Source organism: Massilia glaciei (genome assembly GCF_003011895.2).
GTDB lineage: Bacteria > Pseudomonadota > Gammaproteobacteria > Burkholderiales > Burkholderiaceae_D > Telluria_A > Telluria_A glaciei.
Genome location: NZ_PXWF02000310.1, coordinates 36,334 through 51,521 on the forward strand (window position 1 = coordinate 36,334; position 15,188 = coordinate 51,521).

Below are 15,188 nucleotides of genomic sequence, written 5' to 3' on the forward strand. Positions count from 1 at the left end.
CATGCTAGCAACAAGTACGATGGACGCCGAACAACGGTTCACGCTGGTGGCCGACCTGCTGGCCGAGATGTTCGAGCTCGAGCGCGGCGCGCTGCGCCTCGAGTCGAACCTGTACGCCGATCTCGACATCGACAGCATCGACGCGGTCGACCTGGCCGTGCGGCTCAAGCAGATGACCGGCAAGGGCTTGCAGCCCGAGGTGTTCAAGACCATCCGCACCATCGGCGACGTGGTCGCCGCGCTGGGACCGGAGCGATCGACATAAAAAGCCCCCTGTGGACCGCGCTCGCGGTCGTCCTCACCGTGCTCTACCCGCTCGTCATCTGGTTCGGACAGGGACGGGTCGAGCCGCGCTCGCTGGCCTTGCTGCTGCTGCTGGCGGCGGCCTCGCGCCTGCCATCGCTTGGTATCAGCGCCGTGGCGCGCTGGTCGGCGCTGGGCGCGCTGGCGCTGGCGGGCGGGGCGGTCTGGGCCAACGCCATGCTGCCGCTCAAGCTCTATCCGGTGCTGGTCAACGCGGCCCTGCTGGCAGCCTTCGGCTACAGCCTGGTGGCGCCGCCGTCGATGATCGAGCGTCTCGCGCGCCTGCGCGAGCCGGACCTGCCGCCGGCGGCGCTCGGCTACACGCGCCGCGTCACCCAGCTCTGGTGCGGTTTTTTCGCCGTCAACGGCGCCATCGCGCTGGGCCTGGCCCTGTGGGCCTCGCACGCGGCCTGGTCGCTGTACACGGGCGTCATCGCGTATGCGCTGATGGCTCTTTTGTTCGGGAGCGAGTATTTGTTCCGGATGCGTTTCAAGCGGCTCCACCATGAGTGATTTTTTTCCAGCGCTGGCAGCGCGCGCGCCCGCGGCGCTGGTCGGGCGGCGCGCCGGCGGCGAGGTCCGCATGGTCCAATTTTGCGCCCGCGTGGGCGCCTGGCGCGCGCTGGCCGAGCGCTGCGGCGCCGCCGACATCGCGCTGTTCCACGACGACAGCGTCGAATTCGCGGCCGCGCTGCTGGGCTGCTGGCAGGCCGGCAGGACGGTCTGGCTGGGCGCCGACACGCTGCCGGCCAGTTGCGCCGCGCTGGGCGCGTCGGTGCAGGCCTTTTTCGGCCAGTTCCCGCCGGCCCAGGCCCCGCGGTCGCCGGCCGCCACCGACGTTTGCGAGCGCCCGTGGCGCGAGCCGGCGCCGGATTTTTCCGCGCTGGTGGTGCACACCTCGGGCAGCAGCGGCCAGGCGCAGGCGATACCCAAGCGCTTCTCGCAGCTGACATCCGAAATCGAAACCCTCGAGGCGTGTTTCGGCGCGCGCCTGGGCGCGGCCGAGATCGTGGCCACGGTCTCGCACCAGCACATCTACGGCCTGCTGTTCAAGGTCTTGTGGCCGCTCGCCTGCGCGCGCCCGATCCACGCGGCCAGCCTCAATTTTCCGGAGCAGATGGCGCTCGCGCTGGGGCGCGCGCCGTGCGTGCTGGTGGCCAGCCCGGCCCACCTCAAGCGCCTGCCCGGCCATCTCGACTGGGCGCCGGCGGCCGCCTGTCTGCGCGCGGTGTTCTCGTCGGGCGGCATGCTCGCGCCCGAGGCCGCGTTCGGCGCCGGCGCGCTGCTCGGCCAGGTGCCGTTCGAGGTCTACGGCAGCTCCGAGTCGGGTGGCGTGGCCTGGTGCCAGCGCCGCCCGGGCCTGGTCGACAACTGGGAGCCGCTGCCCGGCGTGGCCTGGCGCGTGGGCGCCTCGGGCGAACTCGAGGTGCGCTCCGCGCACGCCGGCGGCGACGCTTGGCTGCAGCTGGCCGACCGGGTGCAGGCGAGCGGTGGGGGCTTCTTGCTGCGGGGGCGCAGCGACCGCATCGTCAAGATCGAAGAAAAACGCGTTTCGCTCGACGCCGTCGAGGCGGCCATCGCCGGCACCGGCCTGGCGCGCGAGGCGCGCGTGATCGTGGCGCCCGCCGCGGCCGGCGCGCGCCAGTCGCTGGCCGCCTTCGTGGTGCCGACGGCGGCCGGCGCGGCGCTGCTCGCCGGCGGCGGCAAGGCGGCCCTGAACCAGCGCCTGCGCCAGCTGCTGGCCGGCGCGCTCGAGGCGGTCGCGCTGCCGCGCCGTTGGCGCTACCTCGACCAGCTGCCGCTCAACGCGCAGGGCAAGACCACCCACGCGCAACTGCTCGCGCTGCTGGGCGGCGTGTCCGACGCGCGCCCGCGGCTGCCGCAGGTGCGCCTGCTCGAGCGCGCGGACGCGCGCGTGCTGCTCGAACTGAGCGCGCCGGCGCAACTCGTGTATTTCGAAGGCCACTTCGAGGCCGCGCCCGTGCTGCCGGGCGTGGTGCAGCTCGACTGGGCGATTTTTTACGGGCGCCGGCATTTCGCGCTCGGGCCGCAGTTCCGGGCGGTGCACGCGCTCAAATTCCAGCATTTGATCAGGCCCGAAACCACGGTCTGGCTCGAACTGAACCACGACGCGGCCAGGGACAGCCTCAATTTCCGCTATTTCTCGGATGCCGGCCAGCATTCGGGCGGGCGCATCCTGTTCGGCCAGATGGAGGCCTCGCCGTGACCACTCCCGCGGCGCCGGCGCCGCTCTTCAACCCGTGCATCGTGATCCCCGTGTACGACCACGAGCACGCGATCAAGACCGTGGCGGCGCGGGTGCTGGCCCACGGCCTGCCGCTGATCCTGGTCGACGACGGCAGCGACGCGGCGTGCGCGCACGCGCTCGACCAACTGGCGGCGGCCGCGCCGGAGCGGGTGACGCTGGTGCGCCTCGCGCGCAACCAGGGCAAGGGCGGGGCGGTGCTGAGCGGCTTGCGCCACGCCGCCGGCGCCGGCTTCACCCACATGCTGCAGATCGACGCCGACGGCCAGCACCGCACCGACGATATCCCGGCCTTCGTGGCGCTGGCGCGCGCCCAACCACATGCGCTGATCGTAGGCTGCCCGGTGTACGACGAGTCGGTGCCCAAGCTGCGCCTGTACGCGCGCTACCTGACCCACGTCTGGGTCTGGATCAACACGCTCTCGTTCGACATCCGCGACTCAATGTGCGGCTTCCGGGTCTATCCGATCGCGCCCGTGATGGCGCTGGCGGCGCGCCGCAAACTCGGGCTGCGCATGAATTTCGACACCGACGTGCTGGTGCGCCTGTACTGGGACGGGCTGCGGGTGGTCAACGTGCCGACCCGGGTCGGCTACCCGAGCGACGGCGTGTCGCACTTCAGGATGTGGCGCGACAATGTGCTCATCACGCGCATGCACGCGACCCTGTTGTGCGGCATGCTGCTGCGCCTGCCAGTGCTGCTGGCGCGCAAATGGCGGCGCCGTTGAAGCCGGCCGCCGCCACCCATTGGAGCGCGATCAACGAGGTCGGCTTCGTGTCGGGCATGCGCGCGCTGTTCTGGATCTGCCGGATATTCGGGCGCTGGCCGTTCCGGCTGGTGCTGTATCCGGTGCTGGCCTGGTACGTGGCGACCAAGCCGGCCGCGCGCGCGGCCTCGCTCGACTACCTGGCGCGGGTCGGCAAGCTGGCGCCGGCCCCGTCGGGCGCGCTCGGCGTGCTGCGCCACTTCGGCGCCTTCGCCGAGAGCATCCTCGACAAGATGCGGGCCTGGGGCGGGCTGCTGGGCGCCGACGAGGTCGCGTTTTTCGGGGTCGAACCGCTGGTGCGCATGATCGACGCCGGGCAGGGCGCAGTACTGTTGTGCTCGCACCACGGGAATATGGACCTGTGCCGCGCGCTCTCGGGCCGGCGCCCGGGCCTGAAACTGACGGTGCTGGTGCACACCAAGCACGCGCGCGCCTTCAACCGGATGATGGGCCAGATCGACCCGCGCAGCCAGCTCAATTTGCTGCAGGTGACCGAGGTCACGCCGGCCACCGCGATGATGCTCGCCGAGCGCATCGGGCGCGGCGAATTCGTCGTCATCGCGGGCGACCGTGTCCCGCCCGGACCCAACCCGCGGGTCTCGGGCGCGTCCTTTCTGGGCAGCGAGGCGCCGTTCCCGGTCGGCCCGTACATTCTCGCCGGCGTGCTGCAGTGCCCGGCGTTCATGATGTTCTCGATGCGCCGCGCAGGAGGCCACGAGATCCATTTCGAGCTGCTTAGCGAGGCGGTCGAGCTGCCGCGCAAGGGCCGCGCCGCGGCGCTCGGCGCGCTCGCCGCGCGCTACGCCGCGCGGCTGGAACACCACTGCGCGCGCGCGCCGCTCGAGTGGTTCAATTTTTTCGATTTCTGGCATCAATCCGACCTGGACAAGACCCGATGAATTCCGCCCCACCGCAAGCGACCCAACGCGTGGTCCTGTTCGACCGCAACCGCCTCACCATCGAGGACATCGTCGACATCGCGCGCGGCGACGCCCGCGCGGTGCTGTCGGAGGACCCGCAGTTCCGCGCCGCGATCGCGCGCGGCGCCGACTTCCTCGACCGCCTGCTGCGCGAGGACGGCATCATCTACGGCGTCACCACCGGCTACGGCGACTCGTGCACCGTGACGGTGCCGCCCGAACTGGTGGCCGAGCTGCCGCACCACCTGTACACCTACCACGGCTGCGGCCTGGGCGAGTACCTGAGCCCGGCCCAGACGCGCGCCGTCATGGCCACCCGCCTGGCCTCGCTGTCGAAGGGGTTTTCGGGGGTCTCGGTCGAATTGCTCGCGCAGATCGCGCGCCTGCTCGATGCCGGCCTGCTGCCGCTGATCCCGAGCGAGGGCTCGGTCGGCGCCAGCGGCGACCTGACCCCGCTGTCGTACCTGGCGGCGGTGCTGTGCGGCGAGCGCGAGGTCTGGCGCGACGGCGCGCAGGTGCCGGCCGCGCAGGCGCTGCTTGATGCCGGCATCACGCCCCTGCGGCTGCGCCCGAAGGAGGGGCTGGCGATCATGAACGGCACCGCCGTCATGACGGCGCTGGCCTGCCTGGCCTACGACCGCGCCGCCTACCTGACCAAGCTGTGCACGCGGATCACCGCGATGGCCTCGTTCGCGCTCGACGGCAACGCCCACCATTTCGACGAGACCCTGTTCGCGGTCAAGCCGCACGCGGGCATGCAGGGCGTGGCCGGCTGGCTGCGCGCCGACCTCGAGGCCGGCGCCGCCGAGCGCAATGGTAAACGGCTGCAGGACCGCTATTCGATCCGCTGCGCGCCGCATGTGATCGGGGTGCTGGCCGACGCGCTGCCGTTCTTCCGGCAGTCGATCGAGAACGAACTTAACAGCGCCAACGACAACCCGATCATCGACGCCGAGGCCGAGCGCGTGCTGCACGGCGGCCATTTCTACGGCGGCCACATCGCCTTCGCGATGGACTCGATGAAGAACGCGGTCGCCAACCTGGCCGACCTGCTCGACCGCCAGATGGCGCTGCTGGTCGACAGCCGCTACAACCACGGCCTGCCGGCCAACCTGTCGGGCGCCGAGGGCCCGCGCGCGGCGATCAACCACGGCCTCAAGGCGCTCCAGATCAGCGCCTCGGCCTGGACCGCCGAGGCGCTCAAGCTGACTATGCCGGCCTCGGTGTTCTCGCGCTCGACCGAATGCCACAACCAGGACAAGGTGAGCATGGGCACGATCGCCGCGCGCGACTGCCTGCGCGTGCTCGAACTGACCGAGCAGGTGGTCGCGGCGCTCTTGATCACGGTGCGCCAGGGCGTGTGGCTGCGCTGCCGCGCCACTCCGGGCGTGGCGCCGCCGGCGCCGCTGCTTCGCATGCTTGAGGCGCTCGGCGAGGACGTCGCGCCGGTCACCGAGGACCGCCGGCTCGAACCGGAACTGCGGCTGCTGCTCGAACGCACCCGTGGCCAGGCCTGGAGCCTGTATGCGGCTTAAGGCGGGCGCCAGCCGCTGGAGCCGCGAGGTCGAGCTGCGGGTCGAGTTCTACGACCTCGACCCGATGCAGATCGTCTGGCACGGCAACTACGTCAAGTACCTCGAGGTGGCGCGCTGCGCGCTGCTCGACTCGATCGGCTACAACTACATGCAGATGAAGGACTCGGGCTACATGTGGCCGGTGATCGACATCAGCCTGCGCTACATCGGCTCGGCCGTGTTCGGCCAGCGCCTCACGCTGCGCGCCGAGATCGTCGAGTGGGAGAACCGCCTCAAGATCGCCTACCTGATCTCGGATGCGGACACCGGCAAACGCCTCACCCGCGCCACCTCGGTGCAGGTCGCGGTCGACATCAAAAGCGGCGAGATGTGCTTCGTCTCGCCCCCCGTACTGTTTGAAAAGTTAGGAATCGAACCAGCATGAGACGCCCACTGACCGCAATCATCCTGGCCGCCGCCTGCGCCCAGGTTCAAGCCCATCCCCAAGCGCCGGCGCCGGCCCAGTCGACGGTCGCCAGGATCGAAGCCATGCTGGCCGAGCCGGACACCCTGTGCGGGCGCTTCGACCAGACCAAGCGGCTGGCCGGCATGAAGCGCCCGTTGCTCTCGCACGGGCGCTTCTGCGTGGTCGCCGGCAAGGGCGTGATGTGGCGCACCGTCAAGCCGTTCCCCAACACGCTGCGCCTGACGCGCGACGAGATCGTCCACTTCCAGGGCCAGCGCGTGGCGATGCGGCTCGACGCCAGGCAGGAGCCGACGGTACGCATGATCAACAGCGTGCTGTTCTCGCTGCTGTCGGGCGACCTGGGCAAGCTCGACGCCCTGTTCGAGGTCGACGCCAGCATCGACAAGGGCTGGAAGGTCGCGCTCAAGGCGCGCAGTCCGGCGCTGGCCAAGGCGGTCGGCGCGATCTCGCTCGACGGCGCAGCCCACGTCAACAACATCCACATCAAGGAGGCCGGCGGCGACAGCACCGACATCGTGTTCTCCGCGATCAAAACCGGCGACACGGCCATCACGGCCGACGAGGCGGCGCTATTTTGACACGCCACAAAGGGCTCGCGCTCGCGTGGGCGCTGATCGTGTGCTTGGTGCTCGGGCACAACGCCTACCTTTGGCTGGGCAAACGCATCGCCCCCGACACCGACATCATGGCGCTGCTGCCGATGCAGGAGCGCGACCCGGTGCTGCAGCGCTCGTTCGGCCACATGGTCGACGCCGCGCAGCAGCGCGTGATCGTGCTGCTCGGCGCGCCCGACTGGGACGACGCCAAGCGCGCCGCCGCCGCCTACAACGCGGTGCTGGCCACGCGCGCCGACCTGGTCGAGCCGGTGGCGCTGGGCGCGAACGTCGAAAGCGACTGGCTCGTGCCGTTCCAGCGGCACGCGTTGGTGCTGCTGACGGCGCAGCAGGAGGCGCTGCTGCGCGGGCAGCCGGCGCAATACTGGACCGACACCGCGCTGGCCAAACTGTACAGCGCATTCGGCGGGCCGAAACTGGGCGCGTTCCAGGACGACCCGTTCGGCCTGTTCGGCGGCTGGGTGCTCGAGCGCGCCAAGGAGACCCCGGTGCGCCCGCGCGACGGCCACCTGTTCGTGGCCGACGCCGAGCGCCAGTACGTGCTCGCGCCGCTCACGCTCCGGCTGCCGGCGCTGTCGATGTCGGCGCAGCGCGCCGTGCTGCCGCTGCTCGACCAAGCCGAAGCCGCCGCGCGCGCGGCAGTGCCCGGGGTGCGGATCGCCAGCGCCGGCGTGGTGCTGCACGCGGCTGCCGCCTCGGCCCAGGCCGAACGCGAGATGTCGACCATCGGCGTGGGCTCGGTGCTCGGCATTGTGCTGCTGACCTGGCTCACGTTCGGCACGGTGCGCCCGATCGCGCTGGTGCTGCTGTCGATCGGGATCGGCTTCCTCGGCTCGCTGTCTGTGTGCTGGCTGCTGTTCGGCAGCGTGCACCTGCTCACGCTGGTGTTCGGCGCCAGCTTGATCGGCGTCGCGCAGGACTATGGCATCTACTTCCTGTGCAAGCGCCTCGGCGCCGATCCCGCGCTGTCGTCCAGCGCGCTGATCAAGCGCCTCCTGCCAAGCCTGGCGCTGACGCTGGCCGCTGCCGTGATCGGCTACATGGGGCTCGCGCTGACCCCGTTCGCGGGGCTGCGCCACATGGCGGTGTTCTCGGCGGTCGGGCTGGTGTTCGCGTGGATGACCGTGGTGTGCTGGTTCCCGCTGCTGGTCGGCGGCGCCACGCTGCGCGGCGGCAGGTTCGCGCAAGCTTATGGCGGCACGCTGGCGCGCTGGCCGCAGCTGCGCGCCAACCGCGTCACGCTGGCCGCGCTGGGCGTGTTCGCGCTGCTGGCCGTCTACGGCATCGCGCGGCTGGGCGTGAACGACGACATCCGCCTGCTGCAAACGCCGCCGCCGCACCTCGTGCGCGACCAGATGCTGGTCACCAGGCTGCTCGACGCGGCCGGGCCGGTCCAGTATTTCCTGGTGCGCGGCGCGGACGCCGAAACGGTTCTCCAGCGCGAGGAGGCGCTCAAGCGCCGGCTCGACCCGCTGGTCGCCGCGGGCGGGATCAGCGGCTACCAGTCGGTCTCGAACTGGGTGCCGTCGGCCAGGGCGCAGGCCGAGCGGCGCGCGCTGGTCGAAGCCAAGCTGCTATCCGATGGCGGCCCGCTGGCCATGCTCGCGCGCGCGATCGACGAGGACCCGCAATGGGTCGCCAGCACCCGCGCGCACCTGCTGGCGCGCTCGGAGCGGCCCGCGGTCGACGCCTTTCTCGCATCAGCGCAGGGCGCGCCCTGGCGCCACCTGTGGCTCGGCAGGGTCGAGGGCGTCAATGCCAGCATCGTGGCGCTGCGCGGCACCACCCGCGCCGCCTTGCCCGCGCTGCGCGGCGCCGCCGAGGGACAGGACGGCGTGCTGTGGGTCGACAAGGTGGGCGAGATTTCGTCGGTGCTGGGGCGCTACCGCGCGCAAATGGGCTGGGTCGCGCTGGCCGCCTACGCGGTGGTGTTTTTGCTGCTGTATCCGCGCTACCGGCGGCGCGCCTGGCGCGTGCTGGCGCCGACCGCGCTCGCCAGCCTCGCCACGCTGGCCGCGTTCGGCCTGGCCGGCCAGCCGCTGCAGCTGTTCCACGTGCTGGGGCTGATGCTGCTGCTCGGGGTCGGGGTCGACTACGGGATCTTCATGCAGGAGCAGCCCGACCGGCGCGACGGCACCGCGTGGCTCGCGGTCGGGCTGTCGGCCTTCAACACCATCCTTGCCTTCGGCCTGCTCGGCCTAAGCGCCACGCCCGCGCTGCGGGCGTTCGGCATGACCATGTTAATCGGGACGACGCTGGTCTGGCTCCTCGTCCCTTGTTTCGCAACCTCCAAAGAAAGCGCCCATGCAAGCCGCAATCAAGTCTGAACACGTCGAGGTGCTGATCATCGGCGCCGGTCCGTCCGGCGCCGTCGCCGCCGCCCTGTTGCGCCAGCAGGGGCGCCAGGTGCTGGTGATCGAGCGCGAGCAGTTCCCGCGCTTTTCGATCGGCGAGAGCCTGCTGCCGCAAAGCATGGCCTACCTGGAGGAGGCCGGCATGCTGCAGGCGGTGGTGGAGGCGGGCTTCCAGTTCAAGAACGGCGCCGCCTTCATGCGCGCCGGCCGGTACACCGATTTCGACTTCCGCAAAAAGCACAGCAAGGGCTGGGGCACCACCTACCAGGTCCAGCGCGCCGATTTCGACCAGCTGCTGGCCAACGAGGCGGAGCGCTTCGGCGCCGAGATCCGCTACCGCCACGAGGTCACCCACGTCGACCTCGCGCCCGAGCGGCCGTGCGTGTCGGTCAAGGCGCCCGACGGCGGCGCCTACCAGGTGCACGCCAAGTTCATACTCGACGCGAGCGGCTTCGGGCGCGTGCTGCCACGCCTGCTCGATCTCGAGACGCCGTCCAAGTTCCCGGTGCGCGGCGCCATCTTCACGCACGTCCAGGACGGCATCACGGACCCGGGCTTCGACCGCAACAAGATCCGCATCACGGTCCATCCGGCCCATTGCGACGTCTGGTTCTGGACCATCCCGTTCGCGGCCGGGCGCTGCTCGCTCGGGGTGGTCGCCGAGACCGCCTTCCTCGACCAATACACCGGCACCCCGACCGAGCGCCTGGCCGCGATCGTGGGCGAGGACGCCGGCCTCAAAAAGCTGCTCGGGAACGCGGCTTGGGACACCCCGGCGCGCCAGATCGTGGGTTATTCGGCCAACGTGGCCTCGCTGTGGGGCAAGAACTACGCCTTGCTCGGCAACGCCGGCGAGTTCCTCGACCCGGTGTTCTCGTCGGGCGTGACGATCGCCGTCAAGTCGGCCAGCATGGCTTGCGCCTGCCTCGGGCGCGTGTTCGCCGGCGAGGCGGTCGACTGGCAGGCCGAGTACGGCGCGCCGCTGCGCAAGGGGGTCGACACCTTCCGCGCGTTCGTCGAGTCGTGGTACGCGGGCGGCTTCCAGAAGATCATCTTCCACGAGGCCAAGCAGCCCGAGATCCACGGCATGATCGCCGCCATCCTGGCCGGCTACGCCTGGGACGAGAGCAACCCCTACGTCAAGGAGACCGGGCGCCGCCTGGCCGCGCTGGAGCAGTTATGCAGCTGATGCGCGGCCTCGCATGCGCGCTGGCGGCGGCCGTGCTGGCCGGCTGCGCCGGCCTCGATCCGGCGCCGCCGGCGCGCCTCGGGCTGCGGCTGGCCCCGGCCGCGCTGGGCGCGACGATCAGCGTGCAGCAGCACCTCAAGGTCGAGCGGGGCGGGCGCACCGACGAACTCGACGCCGCGCTCGAGGTCGATCCGGAAAGGCTCGAACTGGTCGGCCTCGCGTTCGGCCAGCGCGTGCTGCGCCTCGGCTACGATGGCAAGAAGTTGACCACGTGGCGCCACATGATGCTGCCGGCGCAGGTGCGCGCCGAGGACGTGCTCGAGGACGTGCAACTGACGCTGTGGCCGGCCATGGCGATCGCGCGGGCGCTGCCGCCCGGCTGGCGCGTCGAGGACCTTGGCCTGCGCCGCACCCTATACCTGGGCGATGCCGTCGTCGCCACGATCGACTACAGCGGCCCGGTGCGCTGGGACGGGACCGTGGTGCTCAACAACCTGCGCCACAAATACCGCCTGACGATCGAGTCGGCACCGTGAGTACGACCATGAAATTGTTTTTGAACGAATGCGGTATCGTCTGCGCGCTGGGCGAGACCCACCCCGAGATCAAGCGCCGCCTGCTGCGCGACGCCGACAGCGGCGTCGCGCCAACCGACGCCTGGTCGCCCGGGCGCGTGTTGCCGCTCGGGCGGGTCGAGACCGCGCTGCCCGACAGCGAAGCGCTGCCGCTCGGCCAGCGCAGCCGCAACAACCAGCTGGCGCTGGCCGCGCTCAACCAGATCCGCCCGGCGCTCGAGGCGGCCGTGGCGCGCTACGGCGCGGCGCGGGTCGGGGTCGTGGTGGGCACCAGCACCTCGGGCATCAGCGTCACCGAGAACGCGCTGCGCGCCCTCGGCGCCAAGGGCGCCTTGCCCGACGACTTCCACTACGCGCAGCAGGAGATGGGCTCGCCGGCGGCGATGCTGGCGCGCGAACTGGGCGTGGCCGGGCCGGCCTACGTGCATTCGAGCGCGTGCTCGTCGAGCGCCAAGGCGATGGCCAGCGCCGCCCGCCTGATCCGCATGGGCCTGTGCGACGCGGTGCTCACCGGCGGCGTCGACACCCTGTGCGCATTCACCGTGGCCGGCTTCGGCGCGCTCGAATCGGTCAGCGCGGACCGCTGCAACCCGCTTAGCGCGAACCGCAACGGCATCAATATCGGCGAGGGCGCGGCGCTGTTTTTGATGAGCGCCGAACCGGCCGCCGTGGCCCTGTGCGGCTGGGGCGAGTCGTCCGACGGCCACCACATGTCGGCGCCCGATCCGGCCGGCGGCGGCGCGCGCATCGCGATCGCGCAGGCGCTGGCGCGGGCCGGCATCGGGGCCGGCGAGATCGACTACATCAACCTGCACGGCACCGCCACGCTGCAGAACGACGCGATGGAGTCGCGCGTGGTGGCCGACATGTTCGGCCCGAAGGTGGCGGTCAGTTCGACCAAGCCGTTCACCGGCCACGCGCTGGGCGCGGCGGCCGCGCTCGAGGCGGCCCTGTGCTGGCTGGCGATGCAGGACGATAACCCGCACGGCGCGCTGCCGCCGCAGTTGTGGGACGGCGTGGCCGACCCGGCGCTGCCGGCGCTCGACATCGTGGCGCCCGGGCGCGCTTTGGGCCGGCCGCTGCGCTACGCGCTGAGCAATTCGTTCGCGTTCGGTGGCTCGAACGCTGCGCTGGTGCTCGGGAGGGTACGATGAACCTGCCGACCATCGCCGAACTGCTGCCGCACGACGGCCCCATGATCCTGCTCGACCGCGTGCTCTCTGCCGGCGCCGACGATCTTTGCGCCGAGGTCGGGATCCGCGCCGACACCCTGTTTTGCGACGGCGCCGGGGTCGGCTCCTGGATCGGGATCGAATACATGGCGCAGGCGATCGCCGCGCACTCGGGCTTCCAGGCCCACCTGCTCGGCTCCGAGGTCGAAGTCGGCTTTTTGCTCGGCGCGCGCCGCTATGTGTGCGGCCGCGGCACCTTCGCGCTGGGCAGCGTGCTGCACGTGTTTGTGCACCGCGCGCTGCAGGGAGACAACGGACTGAGCGCGTTCGAGTGCCGGATCGAGGACGCCGCCAACGGCGAGGTCGTGGCGACGGCCACGGTGACGGTGTATCTGCCGAAGAATTTGAACGAATATTTGCAACGGGGTGCGCAATGAACGCAGTGAACAAGAGCGTGCTGGTGACGGGTGCGTCGCGCGGCATCGGCAAGGCGATCGCGCTGCGGCTGGCGCGCGACGGCTACGACGTGGTGGTCCATTGCCGCAGCCGGCGCGCCGAGGCCGAGGCGGTAGCGCGCGAGGTCGAGGCCATGGGGCGCGCCGCGCGCGTGCTGCAGTTCGACATCGGCGAGCGTGCCGCCGCCGCCGCCGCGCTGCTGGCCGATATCGGCGCCCACGGCTGCTATTACGGCGTGGTGTGCAATGCCGGCGTGGCGCGCGACAACGCCTTTCCGGCGATGACGGGCGAGGACTGGGACGTCGTCATGGACACCAACATGGATGGTTTCTTCAACGTGCTCAACCCGCTCGTGATGCCGATGGTCCAGCGCCGCAAGGCCGGCCGCATCGTCACGCTGGCCTCGGTGTCGGGCCTGGTCGGCAACCGCGGCCAGGTCAATTACAGCGCGGCCAAGGCCGGCATCATCGGCGCGACCAAGGCGCTCGCGCTCGAACTGGCCAAGCGCGCGATCACCGTCAATTGCGTCGCGCCGGGCCTGATCGAAACCGACATGACGAGCGCCGTGCCGCTCGACGAGGCGCTCAAGCTGATTCCCGCGCGCCGCGTCGGCAAGCCCGACGAGGTGGCCGCGCTGGTGAGCTTTTTGCTCGGCGACGACGCCGCCTATATCACGCGCCAGGTCATTTCGGTCAACGGGGGCATGGCATGACGCGGCGCGTGGTGGTGACCGGCATGGGCGGCATCAGCCCGCTCGGCAACGACTGGCCGGCGATCCGCGCGCGCCTGGGCGAATACCGCAACGCGGTGGTGCGCATGGAGTCGTGGGCCGCATACGAGGGCCTCAACACCCAACTGGCCGCGCCGGCGGCGCCGTTCGAGTTGGGCGAGCGCTACAACCGCAAGTCGACCCGCAGCATGGGCCGGGTGGCCCTGATGGCCACGCGCGCGACCGAATCGGCGCTGGCCGACGCCGGCCTTCTTGACGACCCTTTCATCAGGAGCGGGCAGATGGGCGTGGCGTTCGGCTCCTCGGTCGGCACCACCAGCGCGATCTGCGGCTTTGGCCACATGCTCGAGCAGTTCAACACGCGCGGCATCAACGCCGCCACCTACATCAAGATGATGGCGCACACGGCGCCCGTCAACATCGGCGTGTTCTTCGGCCTGACCGGGCGCGTGATCACGACCTCGTCGGCCTGCACCTCGGGCAGCCAGGGCATCGGCTACGCCTACGAGGCGATCAAGGACGGCAGGCAGCTGGCGATGGTGGCCGGCGGCGCCGAGGAGCTGTGCCCGACCGAGGCCGCCGTGTTCGACACCCTGTTCGCCACCAGCACCCGCAACGACGCGCCGGGCACCACGCCGCGCCCTTACGACGCCACGCGCGACGGCCTGGTGATCGGCGAGGGCGCTTGCGCGTTGATCCTCGAGGAGCGCGAACACGCGCTCGCGCGCGGGGCCACCATCTACGCCGAGTTGGTCGGCTTTGGCACCAACAGCGACGGCTTGCACGTGACCCAGCCCAATCCGGCGACCATGAAGGTGGCGATGGAACTGGCGCTGGCCGATGCCGGCGTCAAAGCGGGCGAGATCGGCTACATCAACGGCCATGGCACCGCGACCGAGCAGGGCGACATCGCCGAGTCGCACGCGACCGCGCAGGTGTTCGGCGGCGCCACGCCGATCAGTTCGAGCAAAAGCTACATGGGCCACACGCTGGGCGCCTGCGGCGCGCTCGAGGCGTGGTTCAGCATCGAGATGATGCGCGAGGGCTGGTTCGCGCCGACCGTCAACCTGGACGGGGTCGACGCGCGCTGCGCCGAACTCGATTTCATCAAGGGCGAGGGGCGGCAGATCGAATGCGAGTACGTGATGTCGAATAATTTCGCCTTCGGCGGCATCAACACCTCGCTGATCTTTAGAAAGCACCGTTGATTTTGGCCGGCAGATGAACGCCCCGCATGAGGCCGCGCTCTGCCTGGTCGATGGCAAGGACGTGCCGGACGACGCGTTCGGCCCGTTTCTGTCGTGGCTGAGCGACTCCGAACAGGCGCGGCTTGGGCGGTTCGTGCGGCGCGAGCGGCGGCGCCAGTTCCTCATCGGCCGCGTGCTGCTGCGCCGGATGCTGGGGCGCGTGTTGGGAATGGAAGCCAGTTTGGTGCCGCTGCTTGAACGGCACGGCCAGGCGCCGCAGCTTGCAATGGCGGACTGCGAGGCGGTCGGTTTCAGCCTCTCGCACAGCGGGCCGTGGGTCGCTTGCGCGGTCAGCGCGGGCACCGCGCTCGGGCTTGACATCGAAATGCGCGACGGGGCGCGCGACTTGGCGGCGCTTGCCGCGCAGGCGTTCGACGCGCACGAAAACGCGTGGCTCGCGGCGCGCCCGCAAGCGGACCGCGTGCACGATTTTTACCGGTTATGGAGCGCCAAGGAGGCGCAGTACAAGCTGCACGCGCCGAGCGCGCAGTGCATCTCGCTTGAACACGCCGAATTGTCGGTCTCGCTGTGCAGCGCGCAGCCGCTTGCGCGGGTGCCGTCGTTGGCGCTGGTGCCGTTCTAGCCGGGCGCGGC

At 70.6% G+C, this 15,188-nt stretch carries 16 protein-coding genes; all 16 read left to right on the forward strand.

The annotated features are described in order from the left end of the window. The first annotated feature begins 1 nt into the window (after position 1). Genes C7C56_RS24250 through C7C56_RS24325 form a run of 16 tightly spaced genes read left to right on the forward strand, consistent with a single transcriptional unit; the run spans position 2 to position 15,177 of the window. Complete coding sequence (locus C7C56_RS24250; protein ID WP_181373335.1) at positions 2-265, forward strand: acyl carrier protein; 264 nt, start codon at positions 2-4, stop codon at positions 263-265. Next, the gene (locus tag C7C56_RS24255) at positions 262-816 is read left to right on the forward strand and encodes a COG4648 family protein (protein ID WP_370660243.1); all 555 of its coding nucleotides are present in this window, start codon (positions 262-264) and stop codon (positions 814-816) included. The genes C7C56_RS24250 and C7C56_RS24255 overlap by 4 nt, the downstream gene beginning before the upstream one ends. Beyond that, positions 809-2,530: an ApeI family dehydratase gene (locus C7C56_RS24260; RefSeq protein WP_106759923.1), complete on the forward strand. Its 1,722-nt coding sequence runs from the start codon at positions 809-811 to the stop codon at positions 2,528-2,530. Before C7C56_RS24255 ends, C7C56_RS24260 begins: the two co-directional genes overlap by 8 nt. Continuing rightward, complete coding sequence (locus C7C56_RS24265) at positions 2,527-3,297, forward strand: glycosyltransferase family 2 protein (protein WP_229458969.1); 771 nt, start codon at positions 2,527-2,529, stop codon at positions 3,295-3,297. Before C7C56_RS24260 ends, C7C56_RS24265 begins: the two co-directional genes overlap by 4 nt. Continuing rightward, positions 3,282-4,235 (forward strand): lysophospholipid acyltransferase family protein, encoded by a 954-nt coding sequence (locus C7C56_RS24270; RefSeq protein ID WP_106759924.1) that lies wholly within the window; start codon positions 3,282-3,284, stop codon positions 4,233-4,235. Before C7C56_RS24265 ends, C7C56_RS24270 begins: the two co-directional genes overlap by 16 nt. After that, positions 4,232-5,791, forward strand: a complete 1,560-nt coding sequence (locus tag C7C56_RS24275) for an HAL/PAL/TAL family ammonia-lyase (protein ID WP_106759925.1) — start codon at positions 4,232-4,234, stop codon at positions 5,789-5,791. The genes C7C56_RS24270 and C7C56_RS24275 overlap by 4 nt, the downstream gene beginning before the upstream one ends. Continuing rightward, entirely contained in the window at positions 5,781-6,215 is a 435-nt protein-coding gene (locus C7C56_RS24280) for an acyl-CoA thioesterase (protein ID WP_106759926.1), read from the forward strand. The genes C7C56_RS24275 and C7C56_RS24280 overlap by 11 nt, the downstream gene beginning before the upstream one ends. Then, positions 6,212-6,835 (forward strand): LolA family protein, encoded by a 624-nt coding sequence (locus C7C56_RS24285; protein WP_106759927.1) that lies wholly within the window; start codon positions 6,212-6,214, stop codon positions 6,833-6,835. Before C7C56_RS24280 ends, C7C56_RS24285 begins: the two co-directional genes overlap by 4 nt. Continuing rightward, a complete protein-coding gene (locus tag C7C56_RS30875; protein ID WP_106759928.1) occupies positions 6,832-9,198 on the forward strand; it encodes an MMPL family transporter in 2,367 nt (788 codons plus the stop codon). The genes C7C56_RS24285 and C7C56_RS30875 overlap by 4 nt, the downstream gene beginning before the upstream one ends. After that, positions 9,188-10,414, forward strand: coding sequence for an NAD(P)/FAD-dependent oxidoreductase (locus C7C56_RS24295; RefSeq protein ID WP_106759981.1), 1,227 nt, complete (start codon positions 9,188-9,190; stop codon positions 10,412-10,414). Before C7C56_RS30875 ends, C7C56_RS24295 begins: the two co-directional genes overlap by 11 nt. Then, on the forward strand, positions 10,414-10,950 hold the full coding sequence (locus C7C56_RS24300; protein WP_106759982.1) for a DUF3261 domain-containing protein: 537 nt from the start codon (positions 10,414-10,416) through the stop codon (positions 10,948-10,950). Before C7C56_RS24295 ends, C7C56_RS24300 begins: the two co-directional genes overlap by 1 nt. Before the next feature lie 8 nt (positions 10,951-10,958). Next, positions 10,959-12,143: a beta-ketoacyl-ACP synthase gene (locus C7C56_RS24305; RefSeq protein ID WP_106759929.1), complete on the forward strand. Its 1,185-nt coding sequence runs from the start codon at positions 10,959-10,961 to the stop codon at positions 12,141-12,143. Continuing rightward, positions 12,140-12,598, forward strand: a complete 459-nt coding sequence (locus C7C56_RS24310; protein ID WP_106759930.1) for a hotdog family protein — start codon at positions 12,140-12,142, stop codon at positions 12,596-12,598. The genes C7C56_RS24305 and C7C56_RS24310 overlap by 4 nt, the downstream gene beginning before the upstream one ends. Further along, positions 12,595-13,329 carry a 3-oxoacyl-ACP reductase FabG gene (gene fabG / locus C7C56_RS24315; RefSeq protein ID WP_106759931.1) on the forward strand — a complete coding sequence of 245 codons (735 nt, stop codon included), beginning with the start codon at positions 12,595-12,597 and terminating at the stop codon, positions 13,327-13,329. The genes C7C56_RS24310 and fabG overlap by 4 nt, the downstream gene beginning before the upstream one ends. Continuing rightward, the gene (locus C7C56_RS24320; protein WP_106759932.1) at positions 13,326-14,555 is read left to right on the forward strand and encodes a beta-ketoacyl-ACP synthase; all 1,230 of its coding nucleotides are present in this window, start codon (positions 13,326-13,328) and stop codon (positions 14,553-14,555) included. Before fabG ends, C7C56_RS24320 begins: the two co-directional genes overlap by 4 nt. A gap of 13 nt (positions 14,556-14,568) precedes the next feature. Beyond that, positions 14,569-15,177, forward strand: a complete 609-nt coding sequence (locus C7C56_RS24325; RefSeq protein WP_106759933.1) for a 4'-phosphopantetheinyl transferase family protein — start codon at positions 14,569-14,571, stop codon at positions 15,175-15,177. The last annotated feature ends 11 nt before the right edge of the window (positions 15,178-15,188 follow it).

Bases quoted from the DNA above. Each gene is read 5' to 3' on its own strand.
- C7C56_RS24250 (WP_181373335.1), top strand. From the start codon at position 2: ATGCTAGCAACAAGTACGATGGACGCCGAACAACGGTTCACGCTGGTG.
- C7C56_RS24260 (WP_106759923.1), top strand. From the start codon at position 809: ATGAGTGATTTTTTTCCAGCGCTGGCAGCGCGCGCGCCCGCGGCGCTG.
- C7C56_RS24270 (WP_106759924.1), top strand. From the start codon at position 3,282: ATGGCGGCGCCGTTGAAGCCGGCCGCCGCCACCCATTGGAGCGCGATC.
- C7C56_RS24275 (WP_106759925.1), top strand. From the start codon at position 4,232: ATGAATTCCGCCCCACCGCAAGCGACCCAACGCGTGGTCCTGTTCGAC.
- C7C56_RS24280 (WP_106759926.1), top strand. From the start codon at position 5,781: ATGCGGCTTAAGGCGGGCGCCAGCCGCTGGAGCCGCGAGGTCGAGCTG.
- C7C56_RS24285 (WP_106759927.1), top strand. From the start codon at position 6,212: ATGAGACGCCCACTGACCGCAATCATCCTGGCCGCCGCCTGCGCCCAG.
- C7C56_RS24300 (WP_106759982.1), top strand. From the start codon at position 10,414: ATGCGCGGCCTCGCATGCGCGCTGGCGGCGGCCGTGCTGGCCGGCTGC.
- C7C56_RS24305 (WP_106759929.1), top strand. From the start codon at position 10,959: ATGAAATTGTTTTTGAACGAATGCGGTATCGTCTGCGCGCTGGGCGAG.
- C7C56_RS24310 (WP_106759930.1), top strand. From the start codon at position 12,140: ATGAACCTGCCGACCATCGCCGAACTGCTGCCGCACGACGGCCCCATG.
- fabG (WP_106759931.1), top strand. From the start codon at position 12,595: ATGAACGCAGTGAACAAGAGCGTGCTGGTGACGGGTGCGTCGCGCGGC.
- C7C56_RS24320 (WP_106759932.1), top strand. From the start codon at position 13,326: ATGACGCGGCGCGTGGTGGTGACCGGCATGGGCGGCATCAGCCCGCTC.
- C7C56_RS24325 (WP_106759933.1), top strand. From the start codon at position 14,569: ATGAACGCCCCGCATGAGGCCGCGCTCTGCCTGGTCGATGGCAAGGAC.